Here is an 18,412-nt window from a genome sequence, read left to right as displayed (position 1 = left end):
TGTTTACCGAAAGCCAGCATTTTAACACCTGCCTGAACAGGAAGCTGAGTATAGACGGGAACGGCTATATTAAAAACTGCCCTTCCTTACCGGAGCATTATGGTCATGTAACGGAAACATCTGTACGGGAAGTGCTGGATAATAAAGCATTTCACCGGTACAGCAACATCCGTAAAGATGAAATAGCGGTTTGCAAAGATTGTGAATTCCGGCATGTATGCACGGATTGCAGGGCCTACCTGGAAGATCCGCAGGATCTGTATTCCCGGCCGCTGAAATGCGGCTACGATCCGTATACCAACAGCTGGGAAAACTGGGCGGAGAACCCGCTGAAGCAATCCGCCATTGCCTGGTACGGGCTGGAAGAGATAACAAAATAATATGAAGCTGAAAGCATTCCCTTTTTATATGCAGCCGGACGGGAAGGATTGTGGTCCTACCTGTATAAAAATTATCAGTAAATATTACGGCAGGTTAACGGAAATTGAAACCATCCGGTCGCTGGCAGAAACCACGCGGGAGGGAAGCTCTTTACTGGGCCTGTCGGCAGCTGCAGAGGGATTGGGTTTTAAATCGCTGGCCGTAAAGATCGACTTCCTCACCCTGGTGGAAGAAGCGCCGCTGCCCTGTATCTGCCACTGGGGGCAACAGCATTTCGTGGTGGTGTACAAAGTGAAGAAATCTGGTGGCAATACCATTGTTTATGTTTCCGATCCTGCTTACGGTTTGCTTAAATATACACAGCAGGAATTTATAGATGGATGGATAGGACGGGGAAAGACAGAGCGGGATGAAGAAGGTATCGCCCTGTTGCTGGATCCTACCCCGGGGTTTTATGAGGCAGATGCAGCAGCGCCGCGCAGCAGGAAAGATTTTTCTTTCCTGTTCGGTTATTTCTCCCGGTACAAAAAACTGATCGCTCAGCTGGTCATTGGCCTTTTAGCCGGTAGCGTGTTGTCGCTTATTTTTCCCTTTCTTACACAAAGCATTGTAGACATCGGTATCCAGAACCACGACCTGGGCTTTATTTACCTGGTATTGCTGGCACAGGTGATGTTGTTTGTTGGAAGAATGGGAATAGACATTGTGCGCAGCTGGATCTTACTGCATCTCTCCAGCCGGATCAATATTTCTATTGTGTCCGACTTCTTCATAAAACTCATGAAATTGCCGATCAGCTATTTTGATACCCGCATGACCGGCGATATTATGCAGCGCATCAATGATCACCAGCGCATAGAACAACTGCTCACCAATTCTTCCCTGAATACGCTTTTCTCCCTGGTAAACCTGGTTATTTTCAGTGTAGTGCTGTTGTTGTACGATTACCGTTTATTCCTGATCTACCTGCTGGGAGCGGTGCTGTCGGTGGGATGGATTTCTTTTTTCCTGAAGAAGAGAAAGGAGCTGGACTATAAACGTTTTTCACAGTTATCACAGGAACAAAGTAAAGTGATTGAATTGGTGAACGGGATGCAGGAAATCAAAATGCACAATGCTGAGAAACAGATGCGCTGGGGCTGGGAGTTTATGCAGGTGAAACTGTTTAAGATCCAGATCAGGGCTTTGTCGCTGGAACAATGGCAAACCGTGGGCGCGAATTTTATTAACCAGATGAAAGACATCTTCGTGAGCTTCCTGGCCGCCAAACTGGTGCTGGATGGTAACCTTACCCTGGGGATGATGCTGGCTGTACAGTACATCATCGGCCAGCTGAACGGGCCGCTGATACAACTGATGGATTTTGTGAAGCAGCTGCAGGACGCAAAAATATCGCTGGAGCGGCTGGGAGAGATCCATGATAAGGAAGACGAGGAACGCCCCGGGATACAAACCGCTGCGGAAATTCCTGAACAGGATATTGTGCTGAACAATGTATCGTTCCGTTACACAGGCGCCAGTGCCCCGGTGTTTGAGCATTTGAGCCTAAGCATTCCTCACCGCAAAACTACGGCTATAGTGGGCGCCAGCGGCAGCGGTAAAACCACGCTGCTGAAACTGTTGCTGAAATTTTATGAGCCGGGCGAAGGGGAAGTGAAAATAGGGAATATACAGCTGCAGAATATTTCGGCGCGGTACTGGAGGGATCTATGTGGCGTGGTAATGCAGGAAGGATATGTGTTCAATGATACCATCGCTAAAAACATCGCCGTAGGTGCAGATGATATTAACCGGCAACAGCTCAGGAAAGCCGTGGAGGTGGCCTGTATTAAGGATTTCGTGGAAAGCCTGCCGCTGAGTTATAATTCAAAGATCGGTAACGAGGGAATTGGTGTCAGCGGGGGGCAGAAGCAGCGGCTCTTTATTGCCAGGGCCGTGTATAAATCGCCGGAGTTTATATTTTTTGATGAAGCCACCAGCGCGCTGGACGCCAATACAGAAAAAGCGATCATGGGCAACCTGGAACAGTTCCTCAAAGGGAAAACGGCTGTTATCATCGCTCACCGGTTATCCACCGTAAAAAATGCAGATAAGATCATTGTACTGGATAAAGGAAAAGTAGTGGAAGAAGGAAGTCATGATGAACTGGTATCACTCCGGAAGGAATATTACAGGCTGGTAAAAAATCAACTGGAACTTGGAAACTAAGAAAGATATCATAGACACTATTCACCTGCATTCTGAAGGCGTGCAGGACATTCTCACGCAACCGCCGCACTGGATGGTACGTTGGGGGAATACCACTATATTTATTATACTCCTGCTTATTTTGCTCATGAGTTATCTCATCAAATACCCGGAGTTTGTTCCTTCCACGGTGATCATCTCTTCCCAAAACCCACCGGAAAAACTGGAAGCAAGAACCAATACCAGGGTAACGGAAATATTTGTGGAAGATCACCAGGCCGTGTCCAGGAACCAGGTGCTGATGGTGTTGCAATCCACAGCCGATTACCGGGATGTGATGGCGCTCAGGCGTATCATTGATTCGCTGGATAACAGCGGGCTGGCGCATTTCCCGCTTAGTGAGGCAGCCAGGTTCAAGCTGGGCGACATCCAGCTGGATTATAACGCTTTTGCCAAAGCCTTAACGGAAGAGCAGTTATATGCCAGGTTGCAGCCTTATTCGCCGGACTATGCCGCGGCCAACAGAAGCCTGGCGGAATCGCGCAGCAGGATACGTACCCTGGAACAACAGAAGAGCCTGGAACAAACAAAGTATGAGCTGTCTAAAAGGGAGTTCGACAGGTACCAGGAACTTTTTAAGGAGAAGGTGGTTTCTGCATCGGAGCTGAACCAGGAAAAAATGAAATTTTTACAGGCAGAACAAAGCCTGGAAAACATCAATATTACTATCTCCCAACTCCAGGAAGGGATTCTTGGTATTGAGAAAACCAGGAGCGGGGTGACCATTAATGCAGAGAAAGATAAGATCAATTTGACTTCCCAGACTGTACAGTTGTTTGAGCAGCTGAGAAAATCCCTCAATGCCTGGGAGCAAAACTACCTGCTGGTATCGGCTGTTGACGGCGTAGTGAGCTTCCAGCAGTTCCTGGGCAGGAACCAGTTTGTTAAAGCCGGCGATATCCTGATGTCGGTTATGCCTAACAACAGGGATATGCTCGTTGGCCGGTTGCAGATCCCCGCCACCAATTCCGGTAAGGTAAAGGAAGGGCAGAAGGTATTGCTGAAGCTGGACAACTATCCTTACCAGGAATTTGGTATGGTGGAAGGCCGCGTGAAGAACATCGCCAATTCACCGGATAAAGACGGTAATTACTATGTGAACGTGATTCTTCCCAATGGCCTGCAAACATCTTTTCATAAAACACTCCCCTTCGATAAAGAATTAAAAGGCAATGCCGAAGTTGTTACGCAGGACCTGCGTTTACTGGAAAGATTTTTTTACCAGATGAGAAAACTGCTGCGGTTTGAATAGTGGAAAATTAATCAGATTGTAAAGCCCGCCCGACGCGGGCTTTTTTGTTAATTCATCTTTTGGAAAAAATGGTACATTTATATTCTTCCACAAATCATTATCTCTAATAGCTATCATATGGCCTTCACCAGGAAAATAATAAGCCTTGTAGTATTCCATTTTATTGCGTTAACACCCTGTTTGGGACAGCAATCACTTTCACCTGCGATAGAAAGGCAGTTCAATAAAATTGAGAATGATATTCTGACCGCTGCAGAAGCGATGCCGGAAAACAGGTTTAACTTCAGCCCGGAAAGTCTTCATATAGCCAATAGCAATTTAAAAGGTGTACGCACATTTGCCGGCCAGATAATGCATCTGGCTACCGACAATATTCTCATCTGGAGTGCTGTTACCGGTGATTCAATTCGCCCTGATATCGAAGATGTAAATGGTCCCCGGAATATTACAACCAAAAAAGAGATCATCGCATACCTCAAAAGTTCTTTTGCCATTGGGCGCAAGGCGATGCTGACCCTGACAGCTCAAAACGCAATGGATATGATTGATTTCAGATGGAGAAAGCTGCCAAGGCTTGATCTTGCATTTTATGCGCTCACCCACGCAAATGAGCATTACGGCCAGATGGCGATCTATCTCAGGATGTGCGGCATAGTACCGCCTGCAACGCTTAACGATAAATAGCAATTACTTTACATACTCCTGGAAGACAAGACCTCATTTAGCCGGCGCAGCCTCAGAAATATCGCCAGGGCCGCCCCTCCCGGCAGGAGGAAGCTGACCGGGAAATAATTCGCCTTGTTCATGACGGCAAAATAGGATATTTGTATGATTGACTTTAGGTGAAGACAAACAAAAGTTTTATATCTTTACCCGATGTGATGTCAGAAATCACGGTTGATGTGTATTGTCGTGATGTTTTTAATACAAGATGAACCTTATTTTTTGTCTCAGCCTATCTTTATTGGATTTCTTGCCAATCGCGCCCATTGCTTCAGTGGACACCTCGGTGCATTATACTATCAGGCATTTTACGGATGAAGACGGCTTGCCGCAGAACAGTGTAAAAGGTATTGCGGCAGATAAGAATGGTTTTTTATGGCTGGCCACGGAAAACGGGTTAACAAGATTCGATGGCAGTTACTTTCTGAACTTTAACACTGATAACCTGCCCGGTTTGAAAAGCAGCAGGATGGCCAGGATGTATCCTGGTGATACCGCTATAGCCGTAGAAACGGATATTGGCGAGATCCTGACTGTTACTGAAAGCGCGGTAAAACATATTGGAACGGAACTGCCGGGATACAAATATCACCGGTATAGGGATAAGAAAAATGATTACTATCCTATCAGGGGATGGCCTGATGACCTTGTTGCACCTTTTTCCAAATTGCGCCCTGTGGTGATACCACAGGATGCGCACAGTTATTTTGCCGCCTGGCATGATACCATCTCTTTTATAAGGCAGGAGAAAGTAGAGTACCGCATTATCCAACCTCAGCTGGACCTGCAGCGGTTATTTATTTGCGGCGACCAGCTTTTTTATCTTAGCAGGGATGGGCATCTGCTCCGGTGGGAAAGAGAACGCCCGGTAAAGGCAGTGCTTACCGGAGATCTTTTGTCTGATCCTGCTTTTAGTAAATGTAAGATGGAGCTGTACTGGAACCTGGCGGCGCACCAGGTTTTTGTTTATACGGATAATAGCTGCTACCTGTTACGGCCGGAACAGGGGGGACGTATCCACAGCTCTGTAGTGCTGCGGGATTTCAATTTTCATCGCAGCTATATTACCTCGATCTACTATGATCAGCCTAACAGCCGCGTTTTCCTGGGAAGTTCCACAAAGGGCTTATATATCGGGACCCGGCAGCAATTTATGGTGCGTAAGTCTGATACCTCAGGTGCAGAAGTATTTTATGCACAGGCCCCTTTTCCCGGAAATGCGGTGGTAACAAGTGCCGGGCTTGTTTTTAACCAGAAAGGGACATATAACTGGCTGCCATTGTCGTTCAAAAAGGAAAACACGCTGGAAAAATATACACTGGCCCGTGATAAACAGGGAAGATACTGGGGAAGAGATGGAGTAACATTAGTTACGGTATCGCCCGATTTCAGCCGGATACTGCACAAAACTGATTTGCCCTTTCTCATCGGGCAGGTTTATGCCGGCGCCGGAGATACGCTGTGGGTAGGTGGAAGATTTCCAGGGCTTTATTATATAAAAACAGCCGGCCCGGACCTGGCATTACAGTTCCTCCCCGCTGCAGTGAATGACGTAACCTTTATAAAAGACGGGAAACCGGGAATTTTATGGATAGGTACCGGCAAGGGGCTGTACCGGGTACATTTGCCATCGGGGCGCACTGATACGATCAAGGGGTTGGAACAGGGAAATGTAAGAAGTATTTATATTCCCAAACATGGTGAAGTTTGGATCACCACGTATAATAAGGGGGTTTTTCTTTACCACAATGAGCAACTGGCAGCGCTGCCGCAAGACAGGCAACGGTATATGGCCACCACGCATTGTATTACAGAAGATGACCAGGGCTACTTCTGGCTTACTACCAACAAGGGATTGTTCCGGATCAGCAGGCAGGATGCCATTGATTTCGCAGAGGGAAAGCAGCAGGATGTGTATTATTATTACTTTGGAAAAGACCAGGGCTTTAATACAAACGAATTTAACGGCGGTTGCGAGCCTTGCTCCATGGAATATGAGAACGGGGATATTTCCCTGCCGTCGCTGGATGGGTTAGTGCAGTTTACCCCTTCTGCTATCCGGATGGAGATGCCGGATAAAGGGATATATATAGACTGGGCAGAGCACAACCTGAAAGTAACAGCAGCCTCAAAAGAATTTAACCTGCCGAATAATTTCCAAAGCTTCCGGTTTCACATTAGCTCTCCTTATTTCGGAGATCCCAGGAACCTGCAGTTTTATTATTCCCTGGAAACAGAAGCAAATCCGGAAGAACAGATATGGTTGCCTGTAAACAGCGACAGAACGATCACCTTTTCAACTTTGCCATCAGGCGATTACCGTATTCATATCCGCAAGCTGAAAGGGTTTGGAGACGATCAATATACAGAGAAGGTGATCCTGATCCATGTACAGAAAGCCTTTTATGAAAAGGGATGGTTCCGGCTGGCGATGCTGATCGCTTTGATTTGCCTGGTGGTACTGTTTTATAAGATACGTATCCGGCATATCCGGGAAAAGAACAGGCAACTGGAATTGAAGGTAATGAGCCGCACCCGGGAGTTGGAGGAAACAATGGCTATACTCCAGGAATCAGACGAACAGCTGCGTAAACAGAGCTTTATGCATAAACGCCTGCTCGCAGCCATTACGCATGATATAAAAACGCCGCTGAAGTTTTTAATCAGGGTAAATAAAAATGAACCAGCTTCCAATGCGCTGCTGGAGAAGGAAATAAAAACCGTGACCTACGATAGTCTTTATCGCATGCATCACCTGGTAGATAACCTGATCCATTACATGCGCATATCCTTCCTTACCGGCGAATTTTCAGAGGAAACGGTAGACATCTACCAGTTAACGGAAGAAAAGATGGAGATCTTCAGACCCGTATCCGGCTCAAAGGGGATACAGATCGTCAATGATATTCCACCGGGAACAACAGTAGTAATAAACAGGCAGCTCCTGGCGGTGGTGCTGCATAACCTGTTAGACAATGCGGTGAAGTATACAACCAGGGGCGGAGTGAAATTAAGTGCTGAAAGAGATGAACGGCTGCTCACCATCCATTTGCTGGATACCGGCCCCGGCATTCCGGTGGAAGTAAGGGACTGGATCAACCAGGCGGAAAATGACGGTATGGGAAATTTCAGCAACGCCGGGATAGGGCTGATCCTGGTAAAGGAACTGCTCCCGCTGATAAAGGGCAGGTTGTTTGCAGGTCCGGGAATTGATGGTGGTACTAAGATTTCCCTGCAACTCCGGCTAAATGGCTAGTTACTTTGTACAATTGTGCTTTTTCTATTAAAGCTATCACATTCTTTACACCCACTTTTTCAAAGATGCGTGTTTTATAGGTGCTCACCGTTGTTAGCTGCAAATGGAGCGTTTCCGCAATTTTTATCAGGGGAAGCCCTTGGGTGATCAGGTTCATTACTTCGATCTCCCGGGGAGAAAGCACGGTGAAAGGATTATTACGATGTTCCTGTTGCCCGGTAAATTTGCCAAGCAGCAATTCCCGGACTGCCCTGCTGATATATTTTTCACCCCTGAGAACGGCATTGATGGCTGTCCTGAACTCTTCGTCGGGGGAGTTTTTTTCAATATAACCATCTGCACCGGCCTGCAGATAATTAAGGGCGTACAGTATTTCGTCGTATGCAGAAAAAACCAGTATCCTGGTACCCGGCTGCCGCAGTTTCACAGCATCTATCATTTGCCGGTTGTTTCCGCCGGGCATGTTAATGTCCAGTATCAGCAGGTCGAAGGTTTGGGCTTCAATAAGAAATATGGCTTCATCAAATGTTTTCGCTTCGGTGGTAAGCATGGCGCCGGATAGGGAGCTTAAAATCTGCTTCATACCAAGTCTTACAATCGAATGATCATCTGCTATTAATACATTTATCATTTCGGTTTCGGTTAGGGAATCGCGGATACATAGTTATTTTGCCAGCTCTAAAATAGTGTTTTTTTTTAATGCCCATAATTTTTTTGCTTGATAAAAATATTGGGATGGTGGTTTTCTCAAACCGGCAGGCGGCTGTCTTTCAGAAAAACCAGGCCAGGCTGGAAGTTGATAAGAAGTCTGAACGCACGGCTAATATTTTCATATGATGACACCTGTAGTGTAAATACTACAGTACTATTGAATTATAACGACAAGTGCGCAGGAATGGTTTATCTATTTTCGCTAAACAGTTTGTTCCGTTGAGTCATGTGAACATCCTGGAAATTTAGGACCGAAATAATACCCGTATCCTTTTTGTCATTATAACGTTTTCCTATGGGAATTTTTACTCAATCGCCGCAACATGCGTGCCTTACAATAGTGTGTTGGTGCAAATCCTGTCGACTATGAACCCTGTAATGCTTCCGGTTTTTAACCGATGCCGGCTGAATACCGCCGTGCACGGCTTTTAACAGGCAACCATATCTGTATATAAGCATACAAAGATCCTTACAGGAATCTTTCCCTGCCGGCTATGTATAACATGGTGGAAGGGGCCCTCATTACCCTAAGTTTATTGCATTATGTCCCTCTTTAATGTTACGAAACCCGATTTGAAATTTTTCGGCAAAGGCTGCAAACGTTTGGTGCTGGCTCTTTTTGGGATGATTTCAGCTGTTACTGCAACGGCAAATAACTTCCCTGTTACCAATACCAACGACGCAGGGCCCGGTTCGCTCCGGCAGGCCATCCTGGATGCCAATGCGGCAGGTGCGGGAACGCACCAGATCGTGTTCAATGTGCACGGGCAGATTACGCTGGCCTCTTCTATGCCAACTATTACGGCAAAGAACCTGACCATCGACGGGCAGAACAGGATCACGCTGTATTCCACCGGTACCAATTCCATTATTAATCCTTTTGTGATTAATGCGGACAGCGTAACCATCCGGAATTTTACCGTGCAGAACAACGGGGACATTAATGTGGACATATTTCCGAACAGAACAGGTATAACGATTGAGAATATACGCTCTTTCAGTACCGTAGGAAATTTCCTGAATGCATTTATGAGGGTGCAGGGAGCCTCCACCGGTTTAACGGTAAGGAATATTTCTTCCACGGATGTGGAGCCTGCCGGAGGCGTGTACAACGGAAGGGCTTTTTATTTTACAGGCGGCACGCAAACCAACCTGGTGATGGATAATATCCAGCTCAGCACTGCTGGTAATACCCGGGGCGGGGAAGGGATTGTATTCCGCGATGCAGGAGTGAATGGGCTTACGCTGACCAACAGCAACATCAGTGGCTTTCAGAACGCCATTATGTTTGATAACACCGCCGGCGCCGTGGAAACAGCGAATAATGTGCTGTTCAGGAATGTGGTTATAGATAGCTTATGGAGTGGTGTATCGATAGGCATTTACTGCGATTACCCCGCCACCAATTTTCAGATCAGGAGGACTACCATAGATATGGATGTGATAGGCACTGATGATGATGGTGACAACCCCATCCGCTTCGATAATACGACAAACAATATTACCCTGGATACGGTTAATATAAATGAAAACGATGTTCTTAACATATGGTTCAATGGCGCCGCCAGCAACATTACCATGAATAACGTCGTGATGGGGAATACTATGCCCGGACTTTACGCAGCGACCAATTATATCAGGTTTGAAAGCACAGTAAACGGTTTTAATTTCAGCAACTCTGTATTGAATGGTGATAAACCGGCCAATACAGATGATGTGGATGCAGGTGTTGTATTTGTAGGAGCCGCTACTGACGTGGCTATCAATAATGTTACTTTCAATGAGTTTGATGCGGATGGTATTACCGTATCTGCCGCAGCCACCAATTTCCAGGTAACCAATTCGAAGTTTACCAATAATGTCGATGGTATTGAATTTGGTGGCAATGCCGCCAGGAATAACGTTGATATTGTTAATTCATCTTTTTATAAGCAGACCCGTTCCGGTATAGTTGTAAACGGCGCCAATGCATTAACAGATGTGGACCTGGCAGGAGATACCGTGGTGAACAACGCCAGCCATGGTATTTGGTTTTACGGCGGTGCAGGCGTAACGGATGCACAGGTAACAGGTTGCGTGATCCATGATAACGGTGGTGCAGGTATTAATAATGACGCCCCCAATAAGGTGATCATCTCCAATAACGCTATTTATAACAATACCGGTTTGGGTATCTCAAACCCCGCCGGTAACTGTACTTATACGGCTGCCGGCGGCAAAACGCCGGTACTGGTGTCGTCCACCGCACAGGGAGGGGGGCAGTACCAGTTACAGCTTACGATACCGAATATAACGGCCGGTGCGCAATACACCGTAGATATTTATGCAAACGATCCCGCTACGAGTAAAACGAGCGGGCAATATTTTGTTACTTCCATAACAGGATTATCTGCCGGTACATCTACACAAACAATCACTTACAATGCGGGGCCGGGCGCTACCGGCCTCGGTTTCTGGACAGCCACGCTTCGTATACCCGCTAACAATTGCGGTACTTCAGAATTTGGCAACAGTATACCTATGACCTTCCAGGGGCCTGCCTGTGTAAACAACGGCATCCTGGCATGGTACCGGGCAGACCAGGCAGTGAATGGTGTGAACTGGGGCGATATTTCCGGGAATGCCAATCATATGCTGGTGACAGGCGATCCGGACAACACCACCGCCATGGTGAACTTCAACCCCGCCATTTATTACGATGGTAACGATGCGCACAGGGTACCCGCTTCGGCTGGAGTAACGGGTGCGTATTCCATTATGGGTATGGGACAACTGGAAGGCTCCCAAACCGGCCGCGTATTCGCCAGCACCACCGGCAATAAATTAATGGGCTGGCATGGAGGCATGGAAAACCGGCTATACGTGGAAGGCTGGCTTAATACCGGTAACGCAGTTACCGCAAAGGGTAAGCTCTACTCTTTTGAAAGGGCTGTCACCGGTGCGTACGACTTTAAAGGCAACGGCGCCCTGCTGAAAAACGGGCTCACTTCTGATGCTGGTGTATGGACATTGGATGTAGGTGGCGCCACTTACGGGGAGTATTCAAAAGTGCTGATCCCGGAAGTATTCATTTATAACCGCGACCTTACCCCCGTGGAAATACAGCGCATTGAATCCTATATGGCGCTGAAATATGGCATCACGCTCAATGCGGGCGCAACGGATTATGTTACCAGCGACGGCGCCGTACAAATATGGACAGCCGCTTCCAACACAGGTTATGGCGCCCGCATCACCGGCATTGGCCGCGACGATTGCAGCATGTTGAACCAGAAACAATCGCTGAGCCAGGATACCGGTATCGTGACTATTGCATTGGGAAATGCCATAGCTGCCTCTAACGCTGCCAATACCAATAATTTTGCACAGGACAAATCATTCCTTGCCTTCAGCGATAACAACGGCAACACCAGTTACTTTATAGCAGTAACCAGTACTAATGCCAACAACCGCATGGGCCGCGTTTGGAAGGTGCAGAAAACTGCCTCCTGGAGTAACGCCCAGCAGGTAACACTGCAACTGGCAGGCGGTACAGAAAATAATTACCTGCTTATCAGTACAGATGCCGCTTTTGGCACTGTCAGCAAAGAGCTGAAACTAAGCAGCAACGGAACCGTTACCGTTTCCAGTGCAGACCTGGCCAACGGCGCTTTCTTTACCTTCGGTCAGCAACAGAAATTCCCGGGCGGAGTTGCCACTAACCTGCAAACATGGGTGAAGGCAGATGCCGGCGCTAGTGTTGTGGATGGTAATATTATTAAATGGGAAGACCAGACCGGGCAGAGAGAATGGCCTTTAGCCCTGGCAAATGCTCCTGTCAGCTGGGAAAAGAACGCCATTAACTATAACCCCGGTCTCAATTTTCAGGCGAATAATTATTTCAGCGTACCTAAGTTTACCGAAGGTTACACAGCGGGAGAAATATTCTCTGTGCAACTCTCTAACCTGGCGGCTACTTCCACTGCGCCAAGCTTCCCCTTTGAGTTTGGTGGCGACCCTACCACGGCAGGCGGTGCGCCGTTCTACGTGTATAACGGAAGCCACTATACGCATTTTGGTACCACCACACGCCCGGGATATGCGTTAACAGGTATCAACATACAGCTGCCTCATTTATTAAATAACTGGAGCGCTCCTGGTAGCTGGTCGCTGAACTTCGATGGCAAAACCATTGGCAGCAGCACTGCCTTCCCGGTTAGCTTTGGAAGGGGATCAGCGCTGAACACCGCTATCGGTGCGGGGCATAACTCCATCTTCAATGGCCGCATTTCAGAGCTGATCTTCTACAACCGGCAGTTAAACGCCACTGAGCGCGCACAGGTGAACAGTTACCTGGGCCTGAAATATGGTCTTACTTTAAAAACCGCGGCTGGCGCCCTCACCGATTACATTGCCAGCAATGGTACTACCCGGATGTGGACCGCCTCCAAGAATACAGGTTACGGCGAGCGTATTACCGGTATAGGCCGCGATGATAACGGCACCCTGCTTCAGAAGCAAAGCCGGTCGCAACTGGACGGCGCCAACGTAAGCATTGGCATTGGCAGTAGTTTAACCGCCTCCAATGCGGAAAACCCGGTAGATATCTCCAATGATCTTTCTTTCTTTACTTTCAGTGATAACGGTCAGGCTGCTACGTATAGTCAGGCGGTTAACGGCCTGGGTGATGTTACGCTGCGTTTAGGACGTATCTATAAAACAGACCGCACCAACTGGGCTAAGAGCCCGGTTACCTTGTCGCTCACAAACGGAAGCAACAAGAACTACCTCCTGGTAAGTACCGATGAAACTTTTGGCGCAGGAGATAAAGTGTATGCGCTGGATGAAAATGGCGCCATAACAATCGACAGCGACCTCTTGCCCGATGGCGTTTATTTCACCTTCGGCAATACACAGGCCGCGCCGGCAGGCGTAGGAGCGGGCCTGGAAGTATGGGCCAGGGCAGATAGCGGAATCGTAGGAGGCAACAATGTTACACAATGGAAAGAGCTGAGCGCCTCCGCACGGGTATGGCCTAAAGTAAATGGAAACGTGGCAGCATGGAAACCAGCATCTTTCAATTTCAATCCGGGTATAGGCTTTGCCGGCGGTACCTATTTTACACTTCCGGAATTTGCAAATGCCTTTACTGCAGGCGAAGTATTCTCTGTGCAGGCATCTAATCTCGATAATACTTCAGCTACCTTACATTATCCTTTCGAGTTTGGCGGCACCTATGCAAGTGCCCAGGCAACATATACATATTCTAACAATAATCATTATTCTTATTTTGGCTCTGCCACTGCGCGCAGGAACTTTGCTTACCCGGCATCTGTAAATGCACGCAATGCGCATCTGCTGAATATCTGGAGCGCTACCAACGACTGGGCGGCGGGTATTGACGGCAAAGTGTTGTTAACGGCAAACGTTAATGCAGTAAGCTTCCTTTCCCCTGCTGGCGCCAAAGATTACCTGGGAGCCGGCCACAATTCAGTGTTCAATGGCGATATCCCCGAAGTAATCATGTATTCCCGCAAACTGAGCACGCTGGAACGCCAGCAGGTGCAATCCTACCTGGCATTACGGTATGGCCTTACGCTGGGAATAGATACGCCGCTGGATTACATTGCCAGTGATGGTACCACTAAAATGTGGCAGGCTTCCGCTGGCGGTAGCTATGCTAAACATATTACAGGTATAGGTCGGGACGACCGGGGCATGCTGTACCAGAAACAGTCGGTAAGCGCCGACACCGGCCTGGTTACCATTGCTGCAGGTACAGCGGTAGCAGTTTCCAACAAAGACAATGCAACGGCTATTACGAATAACCTTTCGTTCTTCACTTTCGGCGACGACGCCGGCGCTACCACTTACCTGACACCGGTTACCGGTATCAGTACTGTGAACGCCCGCATGGCCCGTATTTTCAAAGCCCAGAAAACCAATTGGTCTGATCAGAACATTACCTTCAGTTTGTCTGGCGGTAATGCGCGTACCTACCTGCTGGTAAGTGCCGATAATACTTTTGGCGCAGGAGATGCAGCTTATGTATTGAATGCCGATGGCGCGGTTACGGTTAACAGCAACCTGGTACCTGATGGCGCTTACTTTACTTTTGCAAGGATGGTCACCGGACCAAATGGTGTAAATAACGGCGTTTCTTTCTGGTTGCGTGCAGATGATGGCATATCCGGTGGCAGCCAGTGGAACGACTATAGCAACTTAGGTAATAACGCCATACAGGGCGTGGTGGGCAGTCAGGCCATTACGGATGCAAAGGCCCTTAACTTTAACTACGGCCTGGTATTCGATGGTACCAACGACTTCCTGGATATTACTACTACACGCATTAATCCTGCTACGGCCACTGTTTTTGCAGTTGGCAGCAGTACTGACTATTTTAATGCGGGAGACCTTATCAGTAGCGGAGACGTGGGTTCGCCTCATGGAATGGAATTCCGGATCGTTTCCGGAAAATTGCAGTACCTGGAGAATGCCGCAGCAGTGATTGCTATAACCGGTACTAACTCTTTCGAGACAGGTAAACCCTATATTTTCAGCGGTAGCCAGCAAAACAATACACCCAACGGGATACGCGTGTTTGAAAACTATACACTCGATAACCAGGGGACCATTAATCTGACGCCACTCACCGCTAATCTTATTTCTATCGGCTCCCGTACCATAGCTGCCCGTGGGCTTTACTGGATAGGTAAGATGGGAGAAGTGATCGCCTATAACCGCGTATTGTCCGATGTAGAACGCCAGTCGGTAGAATCCTACCTGGGTCTTAAATACGGTATCACCGTAAATAACGGCGCCACCGATTACCTGGCTACCGATGGTTCAAAATACTGGACTGCTGATCCTGTTTATAAAGCCCGCATTACCGGTATAGGAAGAGATAATGCTACAGCGTTGAACACCAAACAATCGCTCAGTGTAGACACTGGTTTTGTAACCATCTCCCTGGGTAATAACATCGCTATTACCAACGAACAGAATACCAACACCATCACCAACGATAAATCTTTCTTTGTATTTGGAGATAATGGGCAGACAGCTGCTTCTTATGGAAATATTGTAAGCGGAACAAACGCGACACGCCGCCTGGCCCGCGTTTGGAAGGTAGACAAGACCAACTGGGCCGATCAGCCTATCACCCTGAAAGCTGATGCACCAGGCACGAAAGTATACCTGCTGATCAGCACGGATCCTACTTTCGCTACCATTAACCAGGAACTGCCGCTGAATGCTGATAAAACAATTACGCTTAACTCCAGCCTGATGCCCGATGGTATTTATTTCACCTTCGGCGCCGCGGTGAAATACCCGGGCGGTGTGAACAGCGGTAAACTGGTTTGGCTGCGCGCGGATCTTGGTACTTCTGCCAACGCAGACAGTATGCAAATCAGTACCTGGAACGACTATAGCCCTAACGGGAATAACATGTCGCAGGCTACGCCGGCCAATCAGCCGTTGTATTTCAATAATGCCGCCAACAACATGAACTTTAACCCCGTGGTAAGGTTCAATGGTGCGCCTCATTCAATGACGGGTAGCTCATTCCTGAAGACAGGCAATTATACTGCCGCTAACGCCTTCTTTGCAGCCAGTCAGAAGACGCCTGTTAATACCGTTATCTTTACGGAACAAGCTGGCACAGGTACCCAGTTTACGTTGCATGCCACATGGGGCGACAATATTGTTTATTGGGATGCTCCTTATGTCAGTAACCGTCTTACTTATAACGCTGGAGATATCAGCAACCAGGTTATTCTGTGGACTGCCACTGATGATATTAGTCTTGCTACCAACAAGCAGGCTATTTACAGGAATGGCGTGAGCGTGGCTACAGGTAACAATACCAGCGTATTTAGCGGTAACAATAGCATTTTCCAGTTAGGCGCTAATACCAGCTCCTACAATGGCCGTATGGGCGACCTGATCGTTTATGCCAATGCGCTTACACCAAATGAGCAGCAACGTGTAAATACCTACATGGGTATTAAATACGGCATCTCGCTGAACAATGGCGCCAGCAATTACCTGGCTACCGATGGCAGCACTATTTGGGACGCCACTGTAAACAGTGCTTATAAAAACTATATCACCGGTATTGGCCGCGATGATGCAGAAGACCTTAACCAGAAGCAATCCCGTAATACCGCGGATGGCATACAGCTGGCTATCGGTTTAAGCAGCCTGGCGGAAACAAACACCGGTAATGCAAATACATTTACTGCAGATAAATCATACATGGTATGGGGTGATAATGCCGGCAGCAGTCTCTTTAAAACCCCTATTACAGGCCATCCTGTGGTTAACTACCGCATGGCCAGGGTATGGAAGGTACAGGAAACCGGCACTGTCGGTAATGTACAGGTTGCCGTGCCATACAATGCGTTGCCCAATGCCGCACAAACTTATCTCGTTATCAGTAACGACGCTACCTTCGACGGAACTGACCAGTTTATCCCTGTAACCGCAACTACCCTCAACGGCGTGAAGCAATACGCCGCCACCGTGGATTTAACCAGTGGCCAGTATTTCACGTATGCTTCGTCTATCAAAACGCCGGGTGGCGTAGTGGGTACTTCGCTCTGGCTGCGTGCCGATGCGGGTACTTCCAGTACTACAGACAATACGGCTATCAACGGCTGGACCGATTACGCATCAGAGCTGAACAATGCCACACAGGCTACTGCAGCTAATCAGCCGCTTTACCTGAACAATGGTGCAGGCAACGCTAACTTTAACCCGGTAGTGAAATTTGATGGTGCAGATTACCTGAACCTCGATATCACCAAGCTGCCACTAGGCACCAGCGCCAGAACATTCTTTGGTACCGGTAGCTTATCCACCCTCACCGGTAATGGATATATGCTTGGATACGGCGCTGCAGGCACCAGCACAGCAGTTGGTATTGCAACGATTGGCGGAAACGGTACCGCTGATTTTGTGGGATATGCTAATGACGTGACAAGTGCTGCCGGTAACTGGCAAGCGGGCATGTTTAATGAAATGGTGGGAGTATGGGCAGGCAATGGTGGTAATGCCACCTTGTACAGTAAAATGAAAGTGCTGGGCGGGCCAGTGGCAAAGGCATGGAATACCGGTACCGGCGGCGCCCAGATAGGTAGCGCTCCGTGGGACATCAACCAGTCCTGGAAAGGTACATTGGGAGATATTATCGTGTATCCATCAGCGTTAAGCGCCAATGAACTGCAACGCGTGTCTACCTACCTGGCTATCAAGTACGGCTATACGATAGATCAGACCGCTGCTACCGATTACCTGGCTACCGATGGCACTACCAAGGTATGGGATGCCACTGCCAACGCTACGTATAAAAATAACATCACCGGTATAGGCCGCGACGATGTGGAAGGGCTCACGCAGAAGCAGAGCCAGAGCATTAATGCCGGCTTCCAGCCCATAGTGGGCCTGGGCAGCATTGCTGCAACCAACATCGCCAATACCAATACGTTCACTGCCGATAAATCATATATGGTTTGGGGCGATGATGGCGCCAGCGCTTCATTTACCACCGCTGTCAGCGGTAACCCGGCTGTAACTACCCGTATGGCAAGAATATGGAAGGTACAGGAAACCGGTACGGTTGGTTCAGTGGCTATTTCCATTGTGAAAGACCAGCTGCCGAAAACCGCTGCCGCACCTTACCTGGTAGTAAGCAACGATGCTGTTTTTGATGGCAGCGATCAGTTCATCCAGCTGGCGCAGGCAGATGTGAACGGCGTGCCGGGCTATTCTACCACTATTGATCTTACTAATAACCAATATTTCACTTTCGCCAGCTTTGTGACTGCACCGGGCGGCGTACCTAATGAAATGCTGTGGGT

7 protein-coding genes are annotated in these 18,412 nt (G+C 48.1%); 6 read left to right on the top strand and 1 reads right to left on the bottom strand.

Annotation, left to right across the window (positions count from 1 at the left end; genetic code table 11):
- From gwsS to VIM72_RS30490, 5 genes are all read left to right on the top strand, one after another.
- A partial coding sequence (gwsS, locus tag VIM72_RS30510) for a grasp-with-spasm system SPASM domain peptide maturase (protein WP_332006579.1) occupies positions 1 to 380 on the top strand: 380 nt, incomplete at its 5' end.
- A gap of 1 nt (position 381) precedes the next feature.
- A complete protein-coding gene (locus VIM72_RS30505) occupies positions 382 to 2,589 on the top strand; it encodes a peptidase domain-containing ABC transporter (RefSeq protein ID WP_332006578.1) in 2,208 nt (735 codons plus the stop codon).
- Positions 2,579 to 3,880 carry an HlyD family secretion protein gene (locus VIM72_RS30500; RefSeq protein ID WP_332006577.1) on the top strand — a complete coding sequence of 434 codons (1,302 nt, stop codon included), beginning with the start codon at positions 2,579 to 2,581 and terminating at the stop codon, positions 3,878 to 3,880. Before VIM72_RS30505 ends, VIM72_RS30500 begins: the two co-directional genes overlap by 11 nt.
- 117 nt (positions 3,881 to 3,997) lie before the next feature.
- Positions 3,998 to 4,564 (top strand): DinB family protein, encoded by a 567-nt coding sequence (locus VIM72_RS30495; protein ID WP_332006576.1) that lies wholly within the window; start codon positions 3,998 to 4,000, stop codon positions 4,562 to 4,564.
- Between the two features lie 289 nt (positions 4,565 to 4,853).
- Positions 4,854 to 7,859, top strand: a complete 3,006-nt coding sequence (locus VIM72_RS30490) for a sensor histidine kinase (protein ID WP_332006575.1) — start codon at positions 4,854 to 4,856, stop codon at positions 7,857 to 7,859.
- Here VIM72_RS30490 and VIM72_RS30485 read toward each other — a convergent pair.
- On the bottom strand, positions 7,825 to 8,490 hold the full coding sequence (locus tag VIM72_RS30485) for a response regulator transcription factor (RefSeq protein WP_332006574.1): 666 nt from the start codon (positions 8,488 to 8,490) through the stop codon (positions 7,825 to 7,827). The genes VIM72_RS30490 and VIM72_RS30485 overlap by 35 nt on opposite strands.
- Before the next feature lie 653 nt (positions 8,491 to 9,143).
- Here VIM72_RS30485 and VIM72_RS30480 point away from each other — a divergent pair.
- Positions 9,144 to 18,412, top strand: a 9,269-nt coding sequence (locus VIM72_RS30480) for a right-handed parallel beta-helix repeat-containing protein (protein ID WP_332006573.1), incomplete at its 3' end; no start/stop codon positions are given.

It is taken from the genome of Chitinophaga sp., from assembly GCF_036569185.1.
In the GTDB taxonomy this organism is placed as follows: Bacteria; Bacteroidota; Bacteroidia; order Chitinophagales; family Chitinophagaceae; genus Chitinophaga.
This window is presented reverse-complemented; position numbering and strand designations above follow the sequence as displayed.

Coding starts and splice junctions, on each gene's coding strand:
- VIM72_RS30505 (WP_332006578.1), top strand. CDS start 382: ATGAAGCTGAAAGCATTCCCTTTTTATATGCAGCCGGACGGGAAGGAT.
- VIM72_RS30485 (WP_332006574.1), bottom strand. CDS start 8,490: ATGATAAATGTATTAATAGCAGATGATCATTCGATTGTAAGACTTGGT.
- VIM72_RS30495 (WP_332006576.1), top strand. CDS start 3,998: ATGGCCTTCACCAGGAAAATAATAAGCCTTGTAGTATTCCATTTTATT.